This window comes from Kosakonia sp. S42 (assembly GCF_016624785.1).
GTDB lineage: Bacteria > Pseudomonadota > Gammaproteobacteria > Enterobacterales > Enterobacteriaceae > Kosakonia > Kosakonia cowanii.
In genome coordinates, this window is sequence record NZ_JACVTW010000008.1 from 21,631 (window position 1) to 43,041 (window position 21,411).

Genomic DNA, 21,411 nt, shown 5'->3' on the forward strand with positions numbered 1-21,411 from the left:
GCTAAGGATTAATATTCAAACGAATTATGATGAAGATCGTTTATGTTGCGCCACGCACGCTCTCCCAACTGAGGCCAAAGCGCGCAAGATATTTACGCAGCCGGTCAGCATCATTGGGGTTGGCTTTTTTCTGCCGCGAGACCGCAAACAGTTCACGGCCCGCTTCAGAGAGGCTCTGCGTGCGGCGACACACCTCCACCACGCTCTCCAACTGGCGTCGGTCGAAGAGATCCAGCGTCTCCATGTCGACCGGCAAATCGCCCATTGATGGCGCACCGCGCCAGTTGTACTCCAGCCGCGCGATCTCCTCCGCCACCAGCGTATCGGTGATGCGGCCCTGTTCCGCCAGCGTTGCCATGCGGGCAATCGAGGTGCTCAGCTCGCGGAAGTTGCCGCGCCACGCCGCCTGCGCCGAGCAGGCGAAGGCCAGGTAACGCTCGCGCGCCCCTTTGTCGAAGCGGATCTGCGTCTGCTGCTCAAGACCAAAACGCTGCAACTCATACTCGATATTGGGCGCGATATCCTCGCGCCGCTGCGCCAGCCCCGGCAGTTCAAAGGTCCACATATTGATACGCGCGTAGAGATCCTCCCGAAAGCGCCCCTCATCAACCCACTGCTGCATATTGCGATGGGTACCGGCAATCAGCTGGAAGTCACTCTGCACCTCTTTATCCGAGCCGAAGGGGAAAAAGGTCTTCTCTTCAATCGCTTTTAACAGCATCGCCTGCTCATCCAGCCCCAGCTCAGCGATCTCATCAAGAAACAGCACCCCGCCGTCCGCTTCGCGCAGCAGCCCGGTTCGCGCCTGCTGTGCGCCGGTAAATGCTCCCTTAACGTGACCAAACAGCGTCGACATGGCGTTATCGCCGCGCAGGGTGGCGCAGTTCACCGCCACCAGCCGCCCGGCAACGAGATGGCGGGAGTGGCGTAGCTGAAAGATGCGTTTTGCCAGAAACGATTTTCCTGCCCCGGTCGGGCCGGTAAGCAGAATCGGCGCAGAGGAGCGCAGCGCGACACGCTCAATCTGATCGATCAGGCGGTTAAAGGTGGCGTTGCGCGTATCAATACCCGATTTCAGGAACGAGACCGACTGCTGCTGCTCGCGCTGAAAACGGCTGGTCAGCGTGGCATAGCGGCTTAAATCGAGATCGATAACCGAACAAACACCCGCTGAGATCTCTTTATCGTTCGCGCCTCTCGCCGCCGGGCCGGTCTGCAACAGGCTGGCGGGAAGGTAGCGCGCTTCGGTGAGCAGGAACCAGCAGATCTGCGCCACGTGCGTCCCGGTGGTGATATGCACCAGGTACTCTTCATTGTCGGTGTCGAAAGGGTAGTGAGTGGCGAAATCGAGAAACGCGGCGTAGACCTCTTCGAAATCCCACGGGTTTTTGATCTCCACCGGGTGGGTGCGCACCTCGGTGCGCGGCGAGAGCACAGCGATATCCTCTGCGGTGTGCGCCGCCAGCCCCTCATCGCGCGGCTGGTGGATCAACTCCAGCCGGTCAACAGGAAAATCCGCTTGCTGGCAGAGTGCCACCGTCGGTCGCCATTTGCGAAAGCGGTTATGCCGTTTTCCGCGTTTATCCAGCACTGTTCCCAGCACCCCAATCACAACCCGACGTTTCATCTTTATCCTAAATAATAAAATGCGATATATAAAGATAAGAAATATCGTAGGCTGGCACAATGCCTGACATCGACTTAAAAAAATAAACTATTAATTTTCAATAAGATAAAAATTTATTTGTTGGTTCCCCTCTTTTTGGCACGCCTCTCGCAATAATTATCTCGTCAACACGCTGAGTTCGCTGGGGTTATTCACCCCGCCGGCGCATCAGGAGCGGCAAGCGCCGTTTTCCCGGAGGCGTTCCGTCAGTGCAGAGACATGTGCGAAAAATTGGTTATTGATCGGGTTCGACTCCCGAGTTCGCAACCATTATCTCTCCAGATAATCATGATGCAGTACCCCGTCATCGCGCAGTTTACGGTGACATGAGACGACCGCCGATAATGGCGCCGGGCGGCAGGCAAAACAGTGTTTCCCCTGTCGCTTCGCCCCTGCATCCGCGGTCGTAACAACAAAAATAAGAGGGAATAGAGATGACCAACAAAATCACAATTCGAAAAGGTCAGTTAGCGTTACTGGCAAAAGAGGGCGACTACTACCAGGTTCTGGAAACCGGAGAGCACCGTTTGCCATGGTTTGGCAAAAAACCGGATGTGCTGATTGTTAACCGTGACGGCAGCGAAGTGCCGGCGGGTCTTGCCGAGTATTTGCGCCGTTTCCAGCCGGAGTGGGTGGAAAAATATTGCCTGGCAGCCGATCTGGGCGATAACGAAGCGGGCGCGCTCTGCCTGAACGGCATGCTGCTGGAGATTTTGCCGCCCGCCACGCGCCGTCTTTACTGGAAAGCGGACGACACCCTGACGCTTGTGCGCCTCAATACCGACGAGGTGAGCGTCCCGGCCGATATTCTGAACGCCGTATTACAGCCGAAACGCGGCGCGGCAGTGAAAGGGCGCGACGCAATCCTGGTGGTGCAGGTTCCCGCCTGGCATGCGGGCGTGCTGAAAATCGATGGTGAAACCCAGGCGCTGTTACCGGCGGGTATCAGCGGTTACTGGAAAGTGAACCACCTGGTGGAAGCGGAAGTGGTCGATCTGCGCCTGCAGGTGCTGGAAGTGAGCGGTCAGGAGATCCTGACCAAAGATAAAGTGACCCTGCGCCTCAACCTGGCGGCGAACTGGCGTTACAGCGATGTGTTGAGCACGTTTGCCCAGTTGAGCAAACCGCTGGATCACCTCTACCGCGAGCTGCAGTTTGCCCTGCGTGAAGCGATCGGTACCCGCACGCTGGATGAGCTGCTGGAAGATAAGCAGATTATTGCTGATGTGGTTAGCGTACAGGTGGCGAACCGCATGGCGGCCTTCGGTATTGAAGTGGCGTCGCTTGGCGTGAAAGACATCATCCTGCCGGGTGAGATGAAAACCATTCTGTCGCGCTTAGTGGAGGCAGAAAAGTCGGCGCAGGCGAATGTGATCCGCCGCCGCGAAGAGACCGCCGCCACCCGTTCGTTGCTGAACACGGCAAAAGTGATGGAGAGCAACCCGGTGGCATTGCGCCTGAAAGAGCTGGAAACGCTGGAGCGTGTCGCAGAGCGCATCGATAAGATCTCGGTCTTCGGTGGTCTCGACCAGGTATTGCACGGCCTTGTAAACATTAAAGGAAAAGATAATGCAGCATAACGATTACAACCTGCTGGCGCGTGAAAACAGCGCGCCGGTGAAGATGTGGACCCACGGCGTGCCGGTCGAGCCAGAAGCGCGTGAGCAGTTGCTTAATACCGCCAAAATGCCGTTTATCTTCAAACATCTGGCGGTGATGCCGGATGTTCACCTCGGGAAAGGTTCCACCATTGGTAGCGTCATCCCGACCAAAGGGGCGATTATCCCGGCGGCGGTCGGCGTGGATATCGGTTGCGGCATGATTGCCGTGCGCACCTCGCTGCTGGCAAGCGATCTGCCGGATAACCTGAGCGGGCTGCGCAGCGCCATTGAGCAAGCTGTGCCGCACGGGCGCTCGGTAAACCGATCGAAGCGGGATAAAGGCTCATGGTCAAGACCGCCGGAAGAGGTGGATGTGCACTGGGCGTCGCTTGCGCCGCGCTTTAAGCGGCTGACGGATAAATATCCGCGCTTGCTGAAAACTAACAATTATCAGCATCTGGGAACATTGGGCACCGGTAACCACTTTATTGAAGTGTGTCTGGATGAGCAGCAGCGGGTCTGGGTGATGTTGCACAGCGGTTCGCGCGGCGTGGGTAACGCCATCGGCAACGTCTTTATCACCCTGGCCCAGCAGGATATGCAGCAGCATATCGCCAATCTGCCGGACCGAAACCTCGCCTATTTCCGCGAGGGGAGCAAGCACTATGACGACTATCTGGAAGCGGTCGAGTGGGCGCAGGATTTCGCCCGTCATAACCGGGAAGTGATGATGTCGCGCGTGTTGGCAGCGCTGTCGAGTATTATCACCAAACCTTTTATGACCCAGCAGGAAGCGGTGAATTGCCACCATAACTATGTGCAAAAAGAGACGCACTTTGGTGAAGAGGTGCTGGTAACGCGTAAAGGCGCGGTGTCGGCGCAAAAGGGGCAGATGGGGATTATTCCCGGCTCAATGGGTGCGAAAAGCTTTATCGTGCGCGGGCTGGGAAATGAAGAGAGCTTCTGTTCATGCAGCCACGGTGCCGGGCGCACCATGAGCCGTACCGCGGCTAAAAAGCGCTTTACCGTTGAGGATCAGATCCGCGCTACCGCGCATGTGGAGTGCCGTAAAGACAGCGAGGTGATCGATGAGATCCCGATGGCCTATAAAGATATCGACGCCGTGATGGCGGCGCAGGCCTCGCTGGTGGAAGTGGTGCATACCCTGCGTCAGGTGGTGTGCGTAAAAGGATAAAGGAGTCAGAAATGGAACAGCACGGAGTTGATGCCGCCATGCGTGAACGCGTGCGGCTCGAGTTAGAGGCAGTAGAGCGCAAATATGATGTGAGAGTGCTCTACGCCTGCGAATCAGGCAGTCGCGGCTGGGGCTTTGCCTCGCCGGACAGCGATTATGATGTGCGCTTTTTGTATGTGCACAAGCCGCGCTGGTATCTGCGCGTTGAACCGCAGCGCGATGTGATCGAGCTGCCGATAGACGCGGAGCTGGATGTTTGCGGCTGGGAGTGGCGCAAAGCGCTGGGGTTATTGAAGTCCGCAAACCCGACGCTTATCGAGTGGCTCGATTCGCCGGTGGTCTATCAGCAGGATGAGGGCGTGCTGGCGGCGTTACGCGATCAGGTGCCGCACTGGTTTTCACCGGTTCGCGCGCGCTGGCACTACTACGCGATGGCGAAGAAGAACTTTCGCAGCTACTTGCAGGATGAGCAGGTGCGGCTGAAGAAATACTTCTATGTGCTGCGCCCGCTACTGGCGGTGCGCTGGATAGAGGCGGGGAAAGGGATGCCGCCGATGCGTTTCGCCACGCTGCTGGCAGGGAGCGATCTCGGCGCGCCGCTGCGGGCTGAAATCGATGAGCTGCTGGAGGTGAAGCAGCGCGCAGGTGAAGCGCAGTACGGCGCGCGGCGGCCGTTGATGCATGATTTTATAAGCCAGGAGCTGGCGCGCGGTGAAGTGGCCGATGCGTTGCCCGAGAGCCGCAGCGGCAATGTTCACGATCTCGACCAGTTGCTGTTTGAAACGGTGATGGCGTAATCCTGCCGGGTGGCGCTGCGCTTACCCGGCCTACAAACGGCATCATTCCCGTAGGCCTGATAAGGCGCAGCCGCCATCAGGCAAAATCTCACTCGAACAGGTTGTGATGTAACTTCTGCACCACCTGTTCGGCCTCTTTTCCGGGGACAAGGAAACAGAGGTTATGGCTCGACGCGCCGTAACAGATCATGCGGATATTGAACGGTTCGAGCACGCCGAACACCTCTTTGCCCACGCCGCACGCTTTCGACAAATCGTTGCCAATCAGCGCCACCAGCGCCAGATCCTCTTCCACTTCCACCCGACAGAGCGCCGAAAGCTCCATCAGCAGCCCCTGCGTCAGCAGCGTATCGCCCGTGGAGGTGGAACCGGTGGTATCCAGCGTCAGCGCCACGCTCACTTCCGAGGTGGTAATCAGATCGACCGAAATATTATGCCGCGCCAGAATGCCGAACACTTCGGCGAGGAAGCCGCGCGAGTGGAGCATATTCAGGCTGTGCAGCGTTAATAGCGTCTGCTTACGACGCAGCGCCAGCGCGCGGAACAGCGGCGGATTGGTAGTGTTATTGCACACCAGCGTACCGCCCGCCTGCGGATCTTTGCTCGAGCCGACAAACACCGGAATATCGCTGCGTACCGCCGGTAACAGCGTCGCTGGATGGAGCACTTTCGCGCCGAAGGTCGCCATCTCTGCCGCCTCTTCAAAGGCGATTTCATCAATGCGTTTTGCCGCTGGCACCACGCGCGGATCGGTGGTGTAAATGCCCGGGACATCGGTCCAGATATCGACGCGCGACGCGCTCAGCGCTTCAGCCAGTAACGCGGCGGTGTAATCGCTGCCGCCGCGGCCAAGCGTAGTGGTGCGGCCTTTCGCTTCGCTGCCGATAAAGCCCTGGGTGATCACCAGGCCTTCGTTGATGCGCGGGGCAAGTTGCTGCGTGGCAAGCGTTGAGAGGGCGGCTACGTCTGGCTCGGCGCGGCCAAAACGGTCGCTGGTGCGCATCACTTTGCGAATATCAAACCACTGCGCCTGCACGCTACGCTCGCGCAGCACTTCCACAAACAGCAGGGTCGACATCAGTTCGCCGTGGCTGACCAGCTCATCCGTCAGCGCCGCCGAGGTTGCCAGCGAAGCAGCTTCAGCGAGGGTAGTAATATTTTCCAGCAGGCGTTCGATCTCTTCGCGGATCACCGCCTGGCTGCCCATACGCTCCAGAATATCGAACTGAATTTTGCGGATGGCGTCGAGCTTGACGAAACGCTCGGTCGCTTCAAGGCCTTCGGCCAGCGCAACCAGTAAGTTGGTCACGCCTGCGGAAGCGGAGAGCACCACCAGACGGACACTGTTATCGGAGAGCACCACGTCCGCACTGCGGTTCATGGCATCGTAATCGGCAACGCTGGTGCCGCCAAATTTAGCGACAACGAAACTTGACATAACTACCTCGTGTCAGGGGATATCATTTCAGCCATGGCACAAGGTTGAACCTTCGCCTTTCACCCCACAGCGGTGGCCTGGGTAGATGAAACTGAAGCGTGCAGTTTTCCTGCAAAAAACATTCGCAAAACAGTGTATTTATAAATAAAGGCTGGGCGGGCATAGTGTCAACGTCGGGATTATGCGGATTTTTCATGCTGCTTTTGCTGTTAGTAAAATGACTTATGTTGTGCTGGTTTTCGCTGTTTTTTGCCTGGCTTTTGCGCACATCGACCGAACCTTTGACATAAAAACCATCACACCTTCCCTTCGCAGGCGCTACAATCGACGGCAGTCTCACTTCTCAAATCAGAAGAGTATTGCTATGAAAAACATCAATCCAACGCAGACTTCTGCCTGGCAGGCACTACAGAAACACTACGCTGAAATGAAGGACGTCACTCTTGCGGATCTCTTCGCAAAAGACGGTGACCGCTTTACCAAATTCTCCGCCACCTTCGACGATCTGATGCTGGTGGATTACTCCAAAAACCGCATCACGCAAGAGACCCTCGACGCGCTGCTGGCGCTGGCGAAAGAGACCGATCTGGCCGGTGCCATCAAATCGATGTTCTCCGGTGAGAAGATCAACCGCACCGAAGATCGCGCCGTGCTGCATGTCGCGCTGCGTAACCGTAGCAATACGCCGATTATGGTCGACGGCAAAGATGTGATGCCGGAAGTGAACGCGGTGCTGGAGAAGATGAAAAGCTTCTCTGAAGCGATCATTTCAGGTAGCTGGAAAGGCTACACCGGCAAGCCGATCACCGACGTGGTCAACATCGGCATTGGCGGCTCGGATCTCGGCCCGTTTATGGTCACCGAAGCGCTGCGCCCGTACAAAAATCACCTCAACATGCACTTTGTCTCTAACGTCGATGGCACCCACATCGCCGAAGTGCTGAAGAAAGTGAACCCGGAAAGCACCCTGTTCCTCGTGGCATCGAAAACCTTCACCACCCAGGAAACCATGACCAACGCCCACAGCGCGCGCGACTGGTTCCTGAAAACCGCTGGTGATGAAAAGCATGTGGCGAAGCACTTTGCCGCGCTCTCGACCAACGCGAAAGCGGTGGGTGAGTTCGGGATTGATACCGCTAATATGTTTGAGTTCTGGGACTGGGTGGGCGGCCGTTACTCCCTGTGGTCGGCGATTGGCCTGTCGATCATCCTCTCGGTTGGCTTCGACAACTTTGTTGAGCTGCTTTCCGGCGCGCATGCGATGGACAAGCACTTCGCCTCCACCGAGCTGGATAAGAACCTGCCGGTGCTGCTGGCGCTGATCGGTATCTGGTACAACAACTTCTTCGGCGCTGAAACCGAAGCGATCCTGCCGTATGACCAGTACATGCACCGCTTTGCCGCTTATTTCCAGCAGGGCAACATGGAGTCCAACGGTAAATACGTTGACCGTAATGGCAACGCCGTGGATTACCAGACTGGCCCAATCATCTGGGGTGAGCCGGGTACCAACGGTCAGCATGCGTTTTACCAGCTGATTCACCAGGGAACCAAAATGGTGCCGTGCGATTTCATCGCTCCGGCCATCACCCATAACGCGCTTTCCGATCACCACCAGAAGCTGCTCTCTAACTTCTTCGCTCAGACCGAAGCGCTGGCGTTCGGCAAATCCCGTGAGGTGGTTGAGCAGGAGTATCGCGATCAGGGTAAAGATCCGGCGACGCTGGATCACGTGGTGCCGTTCAAAGTGTTTGAAGGCAACCGCCCGACCAACTCCATCCTGCTGCGTGAAATTACGCCGTTTAGCCTCGGCGCGCTGATTGCGCTCTATGAGCACAAAATCTTCACCCAGGGCGCCATCCTCAACATCTTCACCTTTGACCAGTGGGGCGTGGAGCTGGGTAAACAGCTGGCGAACCGTATCCTGCCAGAGCTGGGTGACGATCGCTCCATCTCCAGCCATGACAGCTCGACAAACGGGCTGATTAACCGCTACAAATCCTGGCGCGGTTAACAGAGAAAGCGTCGCTTCGGCGGCGCTTTTTTTTGTCTGCGCAATTATTCCCGCCGCGCCGTAAATATCCACCGTCTGCGCCAATCAATATATAAGTAATTCCAATAATGTTATTTCCGTTAGGGCTAATCCGGGCGTAATAGCCTTCTTTAACACGCGTAATATCATTCATCAGGTTTATCCGAAAATCAGGGCGCATAGCGTAACGCTTGCTATCTATTTTAGGACTAGCCTTATTGTATGAATAATATGTGATTATTTATGTCTATGTTTTTTAAAGTATTTATAAAGATAGCTGTTTGCTAAATATACGCTCCGGCTAATGTTCCGAAAAGGTTCCCCGCTATTTCCTGAGGCGTAATTCATCTGCTTTAGTTGTGTATACTCCCTATCGCCTGAATTTTTTCAGGCAAATCTCCATTCATTCAATGAAGGGAAATTGATATGAAAAAAGCTCTTTATGGCATTTTTGCCATAACCGCGCTTGCGGCGACGTCTGCTTTCGCTGCACCGGTGCAAACCGGTGACGCAGCAGGCTCGGCAGCGACCTCTGTTTCTGCAGGCAGCTCTGCGGCAACGAGTGCGAGCACCGTAGGGTCAGCGGTAGGTGTCGCTCTGGCGGCAACCGGTGGCGGTGATGGTTCCAATACGGGGACCACAACCACCACCACGACAAGTACTCAGTAATAGCGAGTGCATTAACTATAACCACACTTCGGTGTGGTTATTTCGTCCCTTTCGGAGAAGAGTCGTGAAGCGACCTGGTATCATTTTGATTTGCCTGCTCCTTCAGGCATGTTCTGGCCCGATCAAAGGCCTCGGGAATTCACTCTGGAATAGCGTATTTGGCACGCCGGGCGTGCAGCTTACCGATGAAGATATCCGTAATATGCCCTACGCCAGCCAATATATGCGCCTTAATAACGGCCCTCAGCTGTTTGTGGTGTTGGCATTTGCCGAAAACGGCCAGCAAAAATGGGTGACGCAAGATCAGGCCGTCATCGTGACGCAAAACTATCGCATCGTAAAAACCCACCTTGGCACCGATAACCTGCTTGATGTCACCAACCTGGCGGCAGACCCGCTGGCGAAACCTAACCAAATTATCGATGGCACCAGCTGGACACGCATGATGGGCTGGACCGAATACAAACAGGTGCGCTATGCCACTGCCCGCTCGGTGTTCCACTGGAATGGCACCGACACCGTGCAGTTGGGCAGCGACGAAACCCGCGTCCGCGTGCTGGATGAAGAGGTCACAACGGATCAAAAAAGCTGGCGCAACCGCTACTGGGTGGATGAGGACGGGGTGATCCGCCAGTCTGAACAGTATCTTGGCGCGGACTGGTTCCCGGTGAAAACCACGCTGATTAAGGCGGGCAAACAATGAAAACACGCGCGCTCCTTTTGATGCTTTCAAGCCTCGCCTCCCCGCTGGCGCTGGCGACCGGCACCGTTGATGTCTACACCCCCGGCGACAGCAAACCGAAAACTTTAACCAATGCCGAACATCTGGTCGATCTGGTGGGCCAGCCGCGGCTGGCGAACAGCTGGTGGCCGGGCGCGGTGGTCAGCGAGCGCAGAGCGACGATCACCGAGCAGGCACGCCATCAGGCGCTGCTGGCGCGGCTCACCACGCTCGCGTCAGAAGAGGGCGGTGACAGCGCCGCCGCCATCAACGGCTTGCGTCAGCAGTTGCAGGGAATCAAGGTCACCGGCAGGCAGCTTGTTGAACTCGATCCCGACTTTTTGCGCACGCATCGCCGCGCTAACCGGCCGCTGGAAGGCGACTACACCCTGTGGGTGGGAACCCAGCCGACCACTATTACCGTGGTCGGGCTGGTGAGCCGGCCGGGCAAGAAACCCTTTACGCCAGAGCGCGATGTGGTGAGCTACCTCGACGAGATGGATCTGTTGAGCGGCGCGGATCGCAGCTATGCATGGGTGGTCTATCCCAACGGTAAAACGCAAAAGGTACCGGTGGCTTACTGGAACCGTCGTCACGTCGAGCCGATGCCCGGCAGCGTGATTTTCGTCGGTTTCGCACCGGGTTTGTGGAGCGATGAGAATGACAAGCTCAATGCCGACATTCTCCAGTCCCTGACGCATCGGATACCGGAATAATAATGAAAAAATCGTTTGTTATTAGCATATTGGCGCTTGGCGTGAGCGCCGCTTGTCACGCGGAGTCCTGGCCGGACCCGATCGGGCCTTCGCAGTCAGATTTCGGCGGCGTTGGCCTGTTGCAAACGCCCACCGCGCGTATGGCGCCCGAGGGCGAGCTGAGCCTGAACTACCGCGATAACGACCAGTATCGTTACTACTCTGGCTCGGTGCAGCTCTTCCCGTGGCTGGAAACTACACTGCGTTACACCGACGTGCGCACGCGCAAATATAGCTCGGTCGAAGCGTTCTCCGGCAATCAGACCTATAAAGATAAAGCGTTCGATCTGAAATTACGCCTCTGGGAAGAGGGCTACTGGCTGCCGCAGGTCTCCGTCGGCGCGCGCGATATCGGCGGGACAGGGCTGTTCGATGGCGAATATCTGGTGGCGAACAAAGCCTGGGGACCGTTTGATTTCTCCCTCGGTATTGGCTGGGGCTACCTAGGCACTAATGGCAACATTAAAAACCCGCTCTGTAGCTATAAGTCAGCCTATTGCGTGCGCGATACCCGCTATAAACAGGCCGGTTCAACGGATACCAGCCAGATGTTCCGCGGCCCGAGCGCGCTGTTCGGCGGCGTGGAGTACCAGACGCCGTGGAACCCGCTGCGCCTGAAGCTGGAGTATGACGGCAACAACTATCAGCAGGATTTCGCCGGCAAACTGCCGCAGCGCAGCAAAGTGAACGTCGGCGCGATCTATCGCGTGTCGGACTGGGCAGACATCAACCTGAGCTACGAGCGCGGCAACACCTGGATGTTCGGCTTCACCCTGCGCAATAACTTCAATAATTTGCGCCCGGCGTATAACGATAATCCACGGCCGAAGTATCAACCGCAGCCGCAGGATGCGATCCTGCAACACTCGGTGGTGGCGAACCAGCTTACGTTGCTGAAGTACAACGCCGGTCTTGCGGATCCGCAAATTCAGGTCAAGGGCGATACGCTCTATGTCACCGGCGAGCAGGTGAAATATCGTCATAACCAGGAAGGCGTTGAGCGCGCAAACCGTATCATCATGAATGATTTGCCGGACGGTATTCGCACCATCCGGGTGACGGAAAACCGTCTGCGCATGCCAGCCGTGACCACCGAAACGGATGTCGCCAGCCTGAAACGCCACCTTGAGGGCGAACCGCTGGGACAGGATACGGAGCTGGTGCAAAAACGCGTCACGCCAATCGTGCCGGATAAAACCGAGCAGGGCTGGTATATCGACCGCACGGCGTTCGACTTCCATCTCGATCCGGTGCTTAACCAGTCGCTCGGCGGGCCGGAAGGCTTCTACATGTATCAACTGGGGATAATGGCGACCGCCGACTGGTGGGTCACCGACCATCTGCTGACCACCGGCAGCCTGTTCGGCAACATCTCCAATAACTATGACAAGTTTAACTACACTAACCCGCCGAAAGACTCCGCGCTGCCGCGTGTGCGTACCCGCGTGCGTGAATATGTGCAGAACGATGTCTATGTGAACAACCTGCAGGCCAACTACCTCCAGTACCTCGGCAATAACTTCTATGGTCAGGTCTATGGCGGTTATCTGGAGACCATGTACGGCGGCGCGGGTGCAGAGGTGCTGTGGCGTCCGGTCGATGGGCCGCTCGCCTTCGGGATTGACGCGAACTACGTGAAGCAGCGTGACTGGCGCAGCGCCCAGGACATGATGAAGTTCACCGATTACAGTGTGAAAACCGGGCACTTCACCGCCTACTGGACGCCGTGGTTTGCCGATAATGTGCTGGTGAAAGCGAGCGCCGGGCAGTATCTGGCGGGCGATAAAGGGGTGACGCTGGAAGTGTCGAAACACTTCGACAGCGGCATCGTGGTCGGGGCGTATGCGACGAAAACCAACGTTTCCGCCGCGCAGTACGGCGAAGGTGATTTCACCAAAGGGGTGTATGTCTCTGTACCGCTGGATCTGTTCAGCGCCAGCCCGACCCGCAGCCGTGCCGCCATCGGCTGGACACCGCTGACGCGTGACGGTGGCCAGAAACTGGGCCGTAAGTTCGATCTCTACAGCCTGACCAGCGATAAGTCAGTTAACTTCCAGTAAGCAAACGCCCTTCTCGCGCTGAGAAGGGCGCTGTTTTACAACCGGCGCAGCAGTCGCGCCGGGTTGCCCGCATAAACCCCTTTCAGCGTAATCGACTTTGTCACCACGCTGCCCGCGCCAATCACACAGCCATCGCAAATCGACACCGCCAGAATCGTCGCACCGCTGCCAATAGATACTCCATCGCCAATCGTAATCCGCCCCCAGTTTTCGCGATTGGGATCGGGTTTGCCGTCGCGAAACAGATCGTTGGCGAACATCACGCCGTGGCCGATAAAGCAGCCTTCGCCAATGGTGACGTACTCACAGATAAAGGTGTGGGACTGGATCTTCGTGGCTTTTCCTATCTGCGTATTGCCCTGGATTTCTACAAACGGGCCGACAAAAACCTCATCCGCCAGCGTGCAGTCATACAGATTGGCGGGCTCATAAATCACCACATTTTCACCGCAGGTCACGTTGCGAACGGCGGCGTGGCGAAGAGAGGCGGTGTGCATAATGGCTCCTTAAAGCGCTTTCCCGAGAATATGCAGCGTGCTTTGTTGCGAAGGTGTGGTGAAGAGGGCGCTCTTAATCAGCGTGAACCCCTGGCGCTGATAGAAACGCTGCGCGTGCGGGTTGGCATCCAGCACTTCCAGCCAGAAAAAGGTCTCGCCACGGCCTTGTGCCTCACGTGCTATCTCATTAATGAGATGCTCGCCGTAGCCTTTTCCCGTTTCGCCAGGTAAGAGATAGAGCTTATGCAGCAGCGTGCCGGCCGGGCCATTATCGTCACTGGCGCAATGCCAGGTGACTTTAGCAAAACCCACCGGACTGGGATCGCAGAGGATAAACCAGTTTCCCGCTTCGCTTTGCAGGCTCTGCTGCAGGGATGGCACAGCGTACTCCTGGTGCAGAAACGCCTCCAGTTCACTCTTCTCCTGCCATAAGTGCGCGAAATGGTGGGTGTAACTGGCATAGCCCATCTCGCTCAACAGCGCGGCATCTTCCACGCTCGCTTTACGTATCGTCATCATCGCTTATTACTCTCCCGCTTCGCTGGCTCAGCGATACATCTCATCACGGGCTGTCACATAATCTAAGTAAAAAAAGTAGATCAAGATCACATTTACGCGATATACAGAGGATCTTCTAACAATAATGAGGTGCTGTTATGTCGTCGCTTAATCACCCGCGGGTGGCGTTTGTTTCAACTATTTTGCAGGGCATACTCAGCCTGGGTCTGCTGGCGCTGGGTATTATCCTGATTGTTTTTTTGGGCAAAGAGACGCTGCATCTGGCCATTGCGCTCTTCGCGCCGGTACAAACCAGCAAATATGAGCTGGTCGAAGGGCTGGTGGTCTACTTCCTCTACTTCGAATTTATCGCCTTGATTGTGAAGTATTTTCAGTCCGGGCTTCACTTCCCGCTGCGCTACTTTGTCTATATCGGCATTACGGCGATTGTGCGGTTGATCATCATCGATCATCAGTCGCCGATGGATGTGCTGATCTACTCGGCGGCGATCCTGCTGCTGGTGATCACGCTGTGGATCTGCAACTCCCAGCGCCTGCGCCGCGAATAAAAAAGGCGGCCTGTTCAGGCCGCCGAAATTGAGGGTGCAGTGGCAATAACAACAAGGGTATGACAACGATGAAATTTAGCCCTTCACCCCGCCGGCCGTCAGGCCATTGACCAGCCAGCGCTGCGCCAGCAGGAACACCAGGGTAATCGGGATGGCGGAGAGCACCGCCGCGGCGGCGAAATCGCCCCATAAGTAGTTCTGCGGGTTGAGATACTGCTGCATCCCCACCGCCAGCGTGTAGCTGTCGACATCGCGCAGCAGCAGCGAGGCGACCGGCACTTCGGTAATGGCCGCAATAAACGACAGAATAAACACCACCGCCAGAATCGGCACCGACAGCGGCAGCAGCACCAGGCGGAACGCCTGCCATGGGGTCGCGCCATCCAGCGAGGCGGCCTCTTCCAGCGAACTGTCGATCGTCTCGAAATACCCCTTGATCGTCCAGACATGCAGTGCGATCCCACCAAGATAGGCGAAGATCACCCCACCGTGCGTATTCAGCCCGATAAACGGAATGTACTGGCCTAAACGATCGAACAGGGCATAGAGCGCCACCAGCGACAGCACCGCCGGGAACATCTGGAAAATCAGCATCCCTTTCAGCAGCGTCGCTTTACCGCGAAAACGCATACGGGCAAAGGCGTAGGCGCAGGTAGTGGAGAGCGCGACAATGCCGATGGCGGTAATCACGGCGATCTTCACCGAGTTCCACAGCCATAACAGCACCGGGAAGGGCGGCGGCGTCACGCGCCCATCGGCATGCTCAACGCTAAAGCCCAGCGCCAGCCGCCAGTGCTCCCAGGAGATGCGCTCCGGGATCAGGCTGCCGGTAGCGAAGTTGCCTTCACGCAGTGAAATGGCGATCACCATCAGCAGCGGGAACATAATCGCGGCGATAAACAGCAGCAGTAACGCATGGGTGAAAAAGAGCCGCAGCTTTTGCGATTTCGCCTGCACCATAGCCATAGTTTTCCTCCTCCTTAATCGAATTTCATGCGCGTGGCTTTCAGATTGACGATGGCCAGCGCGCCCACCAGCAGGAAGATCAGCGTGGCGATAGCCGCCGCAAGACCGAAGTCCTGGCCGCCGCCGCCTTCAAAGGCGATGCGGTAGGTGTAGCTCACCAGCAGGTCGGTATAGCCCGCCGGTGTGGTGGTGCCGATGCGATCCGGCCCGCCGTTGGTCAGCAGCTGGATCAGCACGAAGTTGTTAAAGTTAAAGGCAAAGCTGGCGATCATCAGCGGCGTCAGGGGCTTGATCAGCAGCGGGAAGGTGATGCGGAAAAAGTTCTGTAACGGCCCGGCGCCATCCATTGCCGAGGCTTCATAGAGATCTTCCGGGATCGCTTTCAGCAGACCCATGCAGAGGATCATCATGTAGGGGTAGCCGAGCCAGGTGTTAACGATCACCACCATCGCGCGGGCGGTATTCGGATCGCTAAACCACGCCGGTTTAATGCCGAACAGCGCGCTCAGCATCATGTTGATCTCACCAAAGCTCTGGTTGAACAGCCCTTTAAAGATCAGGATCGAGATAAACGACGGCACGGCGTAAGGCAGGATCAGCAGCAGCCGGTAGACAGCCTTACCCTTTAACGACTCCCACTGCACAACGCAGGCCAGCACCATGCCGACCGCTACCGTCAGCACCACGGTGAGGATGGAGAAGATCACCGTCCAGATAAAAATCTCGATAAACGGTTTCTGGATACCCTCATCGGTAAAGACGCGGGTGAAGTTATCCCAGCCGATAGTAACGGTATAACCGGGGCTCAGTTTCTCACTGCCCCAGCTGCCGTCGGCGTTAAGCGCCTGGTAGAAGCCGGTCTGGTTGTTCGGGCGATACTTGACGCCGCTCTGGTTATTGAGCAGCGTGCCGTCCTGCTCAACCTGATAGAGCGGGCGGGTGCCGGAGAACTGGCGCAGCGAACTCATCGCCACTTTGCTCTCATCCGGCAGTACCACGGTGAGCTGGTTCAGCCCCTGGCGGTTTTGCGTAATCACACGCAGATTGGCGCGCTCGCCCGCAGGCAGCGCATCGACCTCTTTAACCTTCAGCTGCTGTTCGCCGCCGGGTTTAAAGGCGTCGGAGAGATAGTGTTTGTCGCTCTCGCCATCCGTCAGCGCTAATTGCCACTTATCCCCGTTCGGATAGAGCCCGAAGTTATAGGCTTTGCCCGCCTGATATGAGCGGTCGAGCAGCACCTGCTGCGCGCGCTCCTGGGTGAGCTGGTTGGTACTGCTGTAGTTGGTAAAGGCGATGGCGATGGTGCAAATCAGCGGGAAGAGGACAAACAGCCCCATGCCCGCAAGACCCGGGTAGACATAGCGCCAGGCGTACGCTTTACGATTGGCAAAAATGTAGAGGCCCGCCGAACTCAGCACGAGCGTGGTGATGGCAAAAAGGTATTCCCCCTGGGCATACATCATGACGACAAGGTAAGCCACCAGCAGCCCGATCACGGCGATGGCGGCCCATGCAATCTGCGAGCTTTGCCACCAGTGGCGTTTTCTTACAACATCCATGGGAGTGTCCTCTCTACACGCCCCTCTTCACGCCGCTTCGTTATTGGTGAGGCAGCGTGAAATCTGGCGTGTATACAGCCTGTCCAGTTAGCCCTGCTCCGGGAGGAACAGGGCCGTTACGTTCTTACTTGGTGATGCGGCCCTGCGCATCTTTCAGCGCCGCATCTACGGTCTGGCGACCAGTCACGGCGTTGATCACTGCGGTACGGGTGGCGTACCAGAAGGCGGACATTTGCGGGATATTCGGCATGATTTCACCGGTTTTGGCGTTCGCCATGGTGGCGGCGATGCGCGGATCTTTCGCTAACTGATCCTGATAGGATTTCAGCGCTACCGCACCGAGCGGTTTGTCTTTGTTCACTTCCGCCAGGCCTTCATCGGTCAGCAGGTAGTTTTCAAGGAACTCTTTCGCCAACTCTTTGTTCGGGCTGGCGGCATTGATGCCTGCGCTCAGTACGCCAACGAAGGTTTTCGACGGTTTACCGTTGAAGGTCGGCAGCTGCGCGACGCCGTAGTTAATCTTACTCTTGTCGATATTGGTCCACGCCCACGGCCCGTTGATGGTCATTGCCGTTTCGCCTTTGTTAAACGCGGCTTCGGCAATGGAGTAATCGGTGTCGGCATTCATGTGCTTGTCTTTGATCAGTTTCACCAGGAAGCTGAGACCGGCTTTCGCGCCCGCGTTATCCACGCCGACATCTTTCACATCATATTTGCCGTTTTCATACTTAAAGGCGTAACCCCCATCGGCGGCAATCAGCGGCCAGGTGAAGTAGGGCTCTTGCAGGTTGAACATCAGCGCGCTCTTGCCTTTCGCCTTCAGCGCTTTATCCAGCGCCGGGATCTCTTCCCAGGTTTTCGGCGGGTTCGGCACTAAGTCTTTGTTATAAATCAGCGACAGGGATTCTACAGAAACCGGGTAGGCGATCAGCTTGCCGTTGTAGCGCACCGCGTCCCAGGTGAAGGGAACCAGTTTGTCCTGGAAGGCTTTGTCCGGCGTCACTTCCGCCAGCAGGCCAGATTGTGCGTAGCCACCGAAACGGTCATGCGCCCAGAAGATGATATCCGGGCCGTCGCCGGTCGCCGCAACCTGCGGGAACTTCTCTTCCAGCTTGTCCGGATGCTCAACGGTCACTTTGATGCCGGTATCTTTCTCGAATTTTTTACCCACTTCAGCCAGGCCGTTATAGCCTTTGTCGCCGTTGATCCAGATAACCAGCTTACCTTCTTCGATTTTGGCAAGGGCAGAGGCGGAGAACATCATCGTTGCCACTGCGGACAATGCGAGGATGCGTGCGCCTGTTTTGATTTTCATATATCCCGTCCTTTAGATGATGTGCTCATAAATACGCATAAGGTGGTTTGACGGGAGTAGTCTCCTTTTTTGGCAAGCGCTTCTCATCATCCCCACCCCTACGCCCCTGGGGTGATTTGTGTGATCTCTGTTACAGGGATTTTCGTTATGTGTCGCAGCGCACATAAAAATGCGCCGTTTTTTGCAAAGCCGGTCACGAATTTACCCGCCGCCCACTCGCCGGGGGGGCAGAGCAGCGCGTCTCATCCTCCCATCTCCTCCCCCATAAAAAACGCGGGGGGTGGAGGATTCGCCGGAAAAATCCTTACGCCATAGTCAGGCCACTTTGAATGTATCCGTTGGTATCAGGTTGTAACGAAGGGAGATGGGGATGGCGAGCGTACAGCTGCGAAATGTCACGAAAGCCTGGGGCGATGTGGTGGTATCGAGAGATATCAGTCTGGACATTCACGAAGGTGAGTTCGTCGTGTTTGTCGGCCCGTCAGGCTGCGGTAAGTCAACGCTGCTGCGCATGATTGCCGGGCTGGAGACGATTACCAGCGGCGATCTGCTGATTGGCGATACCCGCATGAATGACGTGCCGCCCGCTGAGCGCGGTATCGGCATGGTGTTCCAGTCCTATGCGCTCTATCCACACCTGTCGGTGGCGGACAATATGTCATTCGGCCTCACGCTCGCGGGCGCGAAGAAAGATTTGATCAAATCGCGCGTCACCCAGGTCTCCGAAGTGCTGCAACTGGGGCATCTGCTGGAGCGTAAACCGAAGGCGCTCTCCGGTGGTCAGCGTCAGCGCGTGGCAATTGGCCGTACGCTGGTGGCCGAGCCGCGCGTTTTTCTGCTCGATGAACCCCTCTCCAACCTTGATGCCGCGCTGCGCGTGCAGATGCGTATTGAGATCTCCCGTCTGCACAAGCGGCTGCGCCGCACGATGATTTACGTCACCCACGATCAGGTCGAAGCGATGACGCTGGCCGACAAAATCGTAGTGCTGGACGCCGGGCGAGTGGCGCAGGTCGGCAAGCCGCTCGAGCTTTATCACTACCCGGCAGATCGCTTTGTCGCCGGCTTTATCGGCTCGCCGAAGATGAACTTCCTGCCGGTAAAAGTGACCGCCACGGCGATTGAGCAGGTGCAGGTTGAGCTGCCCAACCGCCAGCAGGTATGGCTGCCGGTCGACAGCGCCAACGTGCAGGTCGGCGCCAATATGTCGCTCGGCATTCGCCCGGAGCATCTGCTGCCCAGCGATATCGCCGATGTCACGCTCTCCGGCACCGTTCAGGTCGTCGAACAGCTCGGTCACGAAACACAGATTCATATCCAGATCCCCGCAATACGTCAGAACCTGGTCTACCGCCAGAACGACGTGGTGCTGGTAGAAGAGGGTGCCACATTCGCCATCGGCTTACCGCCGGAGCGTTGCCATCTGTTCCGTGAAGATGGCACCGCCTGCCGCCGGTTGCATAAAGAACCTGGCGTTTAAGCTACCCCACAAAGAGATTACACAAAGCCATTCGCATGATGTCGAGGCGGCAACGGCATGCACTTGTGAGCCTACAAAGGTAGGCGCATGGGTGAATACGGCAGCCAACAAAGCGTTAGCCGGACGGGGGCGTGTAAAAAAAGAAAAGCAAGCTCTCAGGAGATAGAACGATGATTACTCTGCGCAAAGTTCCTCTGGCAATCGCCATTACGGCAGGCATTTTGTCTGCTCAGGCGGGCGCTGTTGATTTTAAAGGTTATGCACGTTCCGGCATTGGCTGGACCGGCAGCGGCGGCGAGCAGCAGTGCTTCCAGGCCACCGGTGCGGGCTCCAAATACCGTCTCGGCAACGAATGTGAAACCTATGCAGAATTAAAACTCGGTCAGGAAGTGTGGAAAGAGGGCGATAAAAGCTTCTACTTCGACACTAACGTAGCCTATTCCGTCGCCCAGCAGAATGACTGGGAAGCGACCGATCCTGCCTTCCGTGAAGCGAACGTGCAGGGTAAAAACCTGATTGACGCGCTGCCGGGTTCCACCATCTGGGCAGGTAAACGCTTCTACCAGCGTCATGACGTCCACATGATCGACTTCTACTACTGGGATATCTCCGGCCCGGGCGCAGGTCTGGAAAACGTTGATCTTGGCTTCGGTAAACTCTCTCTCGCCGTGACTCGCTCAACGGAAGCGGGTGGTTCTTCCACCTTCTCCAGCAACAATATTTACGATTACAACAGAAAAACCGCCAACGACGTCTTTGACGTGCGTTTAGGCCAGATGGAAGTCAACCCGGGCGGCACGCTGGAGCTGGGTGTGGACTATGGTCGTGCAAACACGCGTGATGGTGAATACCTGAATGGTGCCACGGCGACCAAAGATGGCTGGATGTTCACCGCTGAGCATGTTCAGAGCATGCTGAAAGGCTATAACAAATTTGTGGTTCAGTACGGAACTGATGCTCTGACCTCGCAGGGCAAAGGGCTTTCTCAGGGCAGCGGTGTCGGTATTGATACCAACAGCACCTTCCCGAATAACGCCTACAGCACCAACAACAACGGCTCGCTGCTGCGTATTCTCGACCACGGTGCCATCTCTCTTGGCGATAGCTGGGATCTGATGTATGTCGGTATGTACCAGGACATCGACTGGGATAACAACAACGGCACCAAATGGTGGACCGTGGGTGTGCGCCCAATGTACAAGTGGACGCCGATCATGAGCACCCTGCTGGAAGTTGGCTATGACAACGTGAAATCCCAGCGTACTAACGACACCAACAACCAGTACAAAATCACCCTCGCGCAACAGTGGCAGGCTGGCGACAGCATCTGGTCCCGTCCGGCAATCCGCGTCTTCGCAACCTACGCGAAATGGGATGAGAAATGGGGCTACAACTACAACGGTAATCCTGGCAACAACGTCGATTACTCGCTGGCAACCCGTAATGGAACCGGCGGTCAGTCCTTCGGTCGCGGTGACAACGACGAGTGGTCCTTCGGCGCTCAGATGGAAATCTGGTGGTAAGCCTGATAGCAGTCTGATGACCAAAAGAGGGGCGCAAGCCCCTCTGATCCTTACAAACAGCGCGCTATTG

18 protein-coding genes are annotated in these 21,411 nt (G+C 56.7%); 11 read left to right on the top strand and 7 right to left on the bottom strand.

Annotated features, from left to right (window positions below; translation table 11 throughout):
• Nucleotides 1-40: 40 nt before the first annotated feature.
• Nucleotides 41-1,627, bottom strand: a complete 1,587-nt coding sequence (rtcR, locus tag IAE50_RS11925; RefSeq protein ID WP_200580339.1) for an RNA repair transcriptional activator RtcR — start codon at nucleotides 1,625-1,627, stop codon at nucleotides 41-43.
• 473 nt (nucleotides 1,628-2,100) lie between these two features.
• Between rtcR and IAE50_RS11930 the strand changes: the two genes are divergently transcribed.
• Genes IAE50_RS11930 through IAE50_RS11940 form a run of 3 tightly spaced genes read left to right on the top strand, consistent with a single transcriptional unit; the run spans nucleotide 2,101 to nucleotide 5,259 of the window.
• A complete protein-coding gene (locus IAE50_RS11930) occupies nucleotides 2,101-3,246 on the top strand; it encodes a slipin family protein (protein WP_200580340.1) in 1,146 nt (381 codons plus the stop codon).
• Nucleotides 3,236-4,462 carry an RtcB family protein gene (locus IAE50_RS11935; protein WP_200134479.1) on the top strand — a complete coding sequence of 409 codons (1,227 nt, stop codon included), beginning with the start codon at nucleotides 3,236-3,238 and terminating at the stop codon, nucleotides 4,460-4,462. The genes IAE50_RS11930 and IAE50_RS11935 overlap by 11 nt, the downstream gene beginning before the upstream one ends.
• Nucleotides 4,463-4,473: 11 nt before the next feature.
• Complete coding sequence (locus IAE50_RS11940) at nucleotides 4,474-5,259, top strand: nucleotidyltransferase domain-containing protein (RefSeq protein WP_042712617.1); 786 nt, start codon at nucleotides 4,474-4,476, stop codon at nucleotides 5,257-5,259.
• An 88-nt stretch (nucleotides 5,260-5,347) separates the two neighbouring features.
• Here IAE50_RS11940 and lysC read toward each other — a convergent pair whose 3' ends face one another.
• The gene (gene lysC / locus IAE50_RS11945) at nucleotides 5,348-6,697 is read right to left on the bottom strand and encodes a lysine-sensitive aspartokinase 3 (protein WP_139568492.1); all 1,350 of its coding nucleotides are present in this window, start codon (nucleotides 6,695-6,697) and stop codon (nucleotides 5,348-5,350) included.
• Between the two features lie 364 nt (nucleotides 6,698-7,061).
• Between lysC and pgi the strand changes: the two genes are divergently transcribed.
• From pgi to IAE50_RS11970, 5 genes are all read left to right on the top strand, one after another.
• Entirely contained in the window at nucleotides 7,062-8,711 is a 1,650-nt protein-coding gene (gene pgi / locus IAE50_RS11950; protein ID WP_054804247.1) for a glucose-6-phosphate isomerase, read from the top strand.
• 444 nt (nucleotides 8,712-9,155) lie between these two features.
• Nucleotides 9,156-9,398, top strand: coding sequence for an exopolysaccharide production protein YjbE (yjbE, locus tag IAE50_RS11955; RefSeq protein ID WP_071789442.1), 243 nt, complete (start codon nucleotides 9,156-9,158; stop codon nucleotides 9,396-9,398).
• 64 nt (nucleotides 9,399-9,462) lie between these two features.
• A complete protein-coding gene (locus tag IAE50_RS11960; protein WP_023478525.1) occupies nucleotides 9,463-10,101 on the top strand; it encodes a YjbF family lipoprotein in 639 nt (212 codons plus the stop codon).
• On the top strand, nucleotides 10,098-10,835 hold the full coding sequence (locus IAE50_RS11965; RefSeq protein WP_200580341.1) for a capsule biosynthesis GfcC D2 domain-containing protein: 738 nt from the start codon (nucleotides 10,098-10,100) through the stop codon (nucleotides 10,833-10,835). The genes IAE50_RS11960 and IAE50_RS11965 overlap by 4 nt, the downstream gene beginning before the upstream one ends.
• A 2-nt stretch (nucleotides 10,836-10,837) precedes the next feature.
• Nucleotides 10,838-12,934, top strand: coding sequence for a YjbH domain-containing protein (locus IAE50_RS11970; RefSeq protein ID WP_076769055.1), 2,097 nt, complete (start codon nucleotides 10,838-10,840; stop codon nucleotides 12,932-12,934).
• A 35-nt stretch (nucleotides 12,935-12,969) separates the two neighbouring features.
• Here the strand turns inward: IAE50_RS11970 and IAE50_RS11975 are convergent, their stop codons facing one another.
• Together IAE50_RS11975 and IAE50_RS11980 are read right to left on the bottom strand one after the other, a co-directional pair.
• Entirely contained in the window at nucleotides 12,970-13,431 is a 462-nt protein-coding gene (locus IAE50_RS11975) for an acyltransferase (RefSeq protein ID WP_200580342.1), read from the bottom strand.
• Between the two features lie 9 nt (nucleotides 13,432-13,440).
• Entirely contained in the window at nucleotides 13,441-13,950 is a 510-nt protein-coding gene (locus IAE50_RS11980) for a GNAT family N-acetyltransferase (RefSeq protein ID WP_200580343.1), read from the bottom strand.
• Between the two features lie 137 nt (nucleotides 13,951-14,087).
• Between IAE50_RS11980 and psiE the strand changes: the two genes are divergently transcribed.
• Nucleotides 14,088-14,498, top strand: coding sequence for a phosphate-starvation-inducible protein PsiE (gene psiE / locus IAE50_RS11985; protein WP_023478361.1), 411 nt, complete (start codon nucleotides 14,088-14,090; stop codon nucleotides 14,496-14,498).
• 75 nt (nucleotides 14,499-14,573) lie between these two features.
• On the opposite strand, the gene malG is transcribed toward psiE, so the two are convergent.
• The 3 genes from malG to malE all read right to left on the bottom strand — a co-directional run bounded on the left by malG (nucleotide 14,574) and on the right by malE (nucleotide 18,338).
• Nucleotides 14,574-15,464, bottom strand: coding sequence for a maltose ABC transporter permease MalG (gene malG / locus IAE50_RS11990; RefSeq protein ID WP_023478487.1), 891 nt, complete (start codon nucleotides 15,462-15,464; stop codon nucleotides 14,574-14,576).
• Between the two features lie 14 nt (nucleotides 15,465-15,478).
• Entirely contained in the window at nucleotides 15,479-17,023 is a 1,545-nt protein-coding gene (gene malF / locus IAE50_RS11995; RefSeq protein ID WP_200580344.1) for a maltose ABC transporter permease MalF, read from the bottom strand.
• 124 nt (nucleotides 17,024-17,147) lie between these two features.
• Complete coding sequence (gene malE / locus IAE50_RS12000) at nucleotides 17,148-18,338, bottom strand: maltose/maltodextrin ABC transporter substrate-binding protein MalE (protein ID WP_023478521.1); 1,191 nt, start codon at nucleotides 18,336-18,338, stop codon at nucleotides 17,148-17,150.
• A 370-nt stretch (nucleotides 18,339-18,708) separates the two neighbouring features.
• Between malE and malK the strand changes: the two genes are divergently transcribed.
• Both malK and IAE50_RS12010 read left to right on the top strand, forming a co-directional pair.
• Entirely contained in the window at nucleotides 18,709-19,818 is a 1,110-nt protein-coding gene (gene malK / locus IAE50_RS12005; RefSeq protein WP_023478364.1) for a maltose/maltodextrin ABC transporter ATP-binding protein MalK, read from the top strand.
• A gap of 170 nt (nucleotides 19,819-19,988) precedes the next feature.
• Entirely contained in the window at nucleotides 19,989-21,341 is a 1,353-nt protein-coding gene (locus IAE50_RS12010) for a maltoporin (protein ID WP_200580345.1), read from the top strand.
• Nucleotides 21,342-21,411 lie beyond the last annotated feature (70 nt).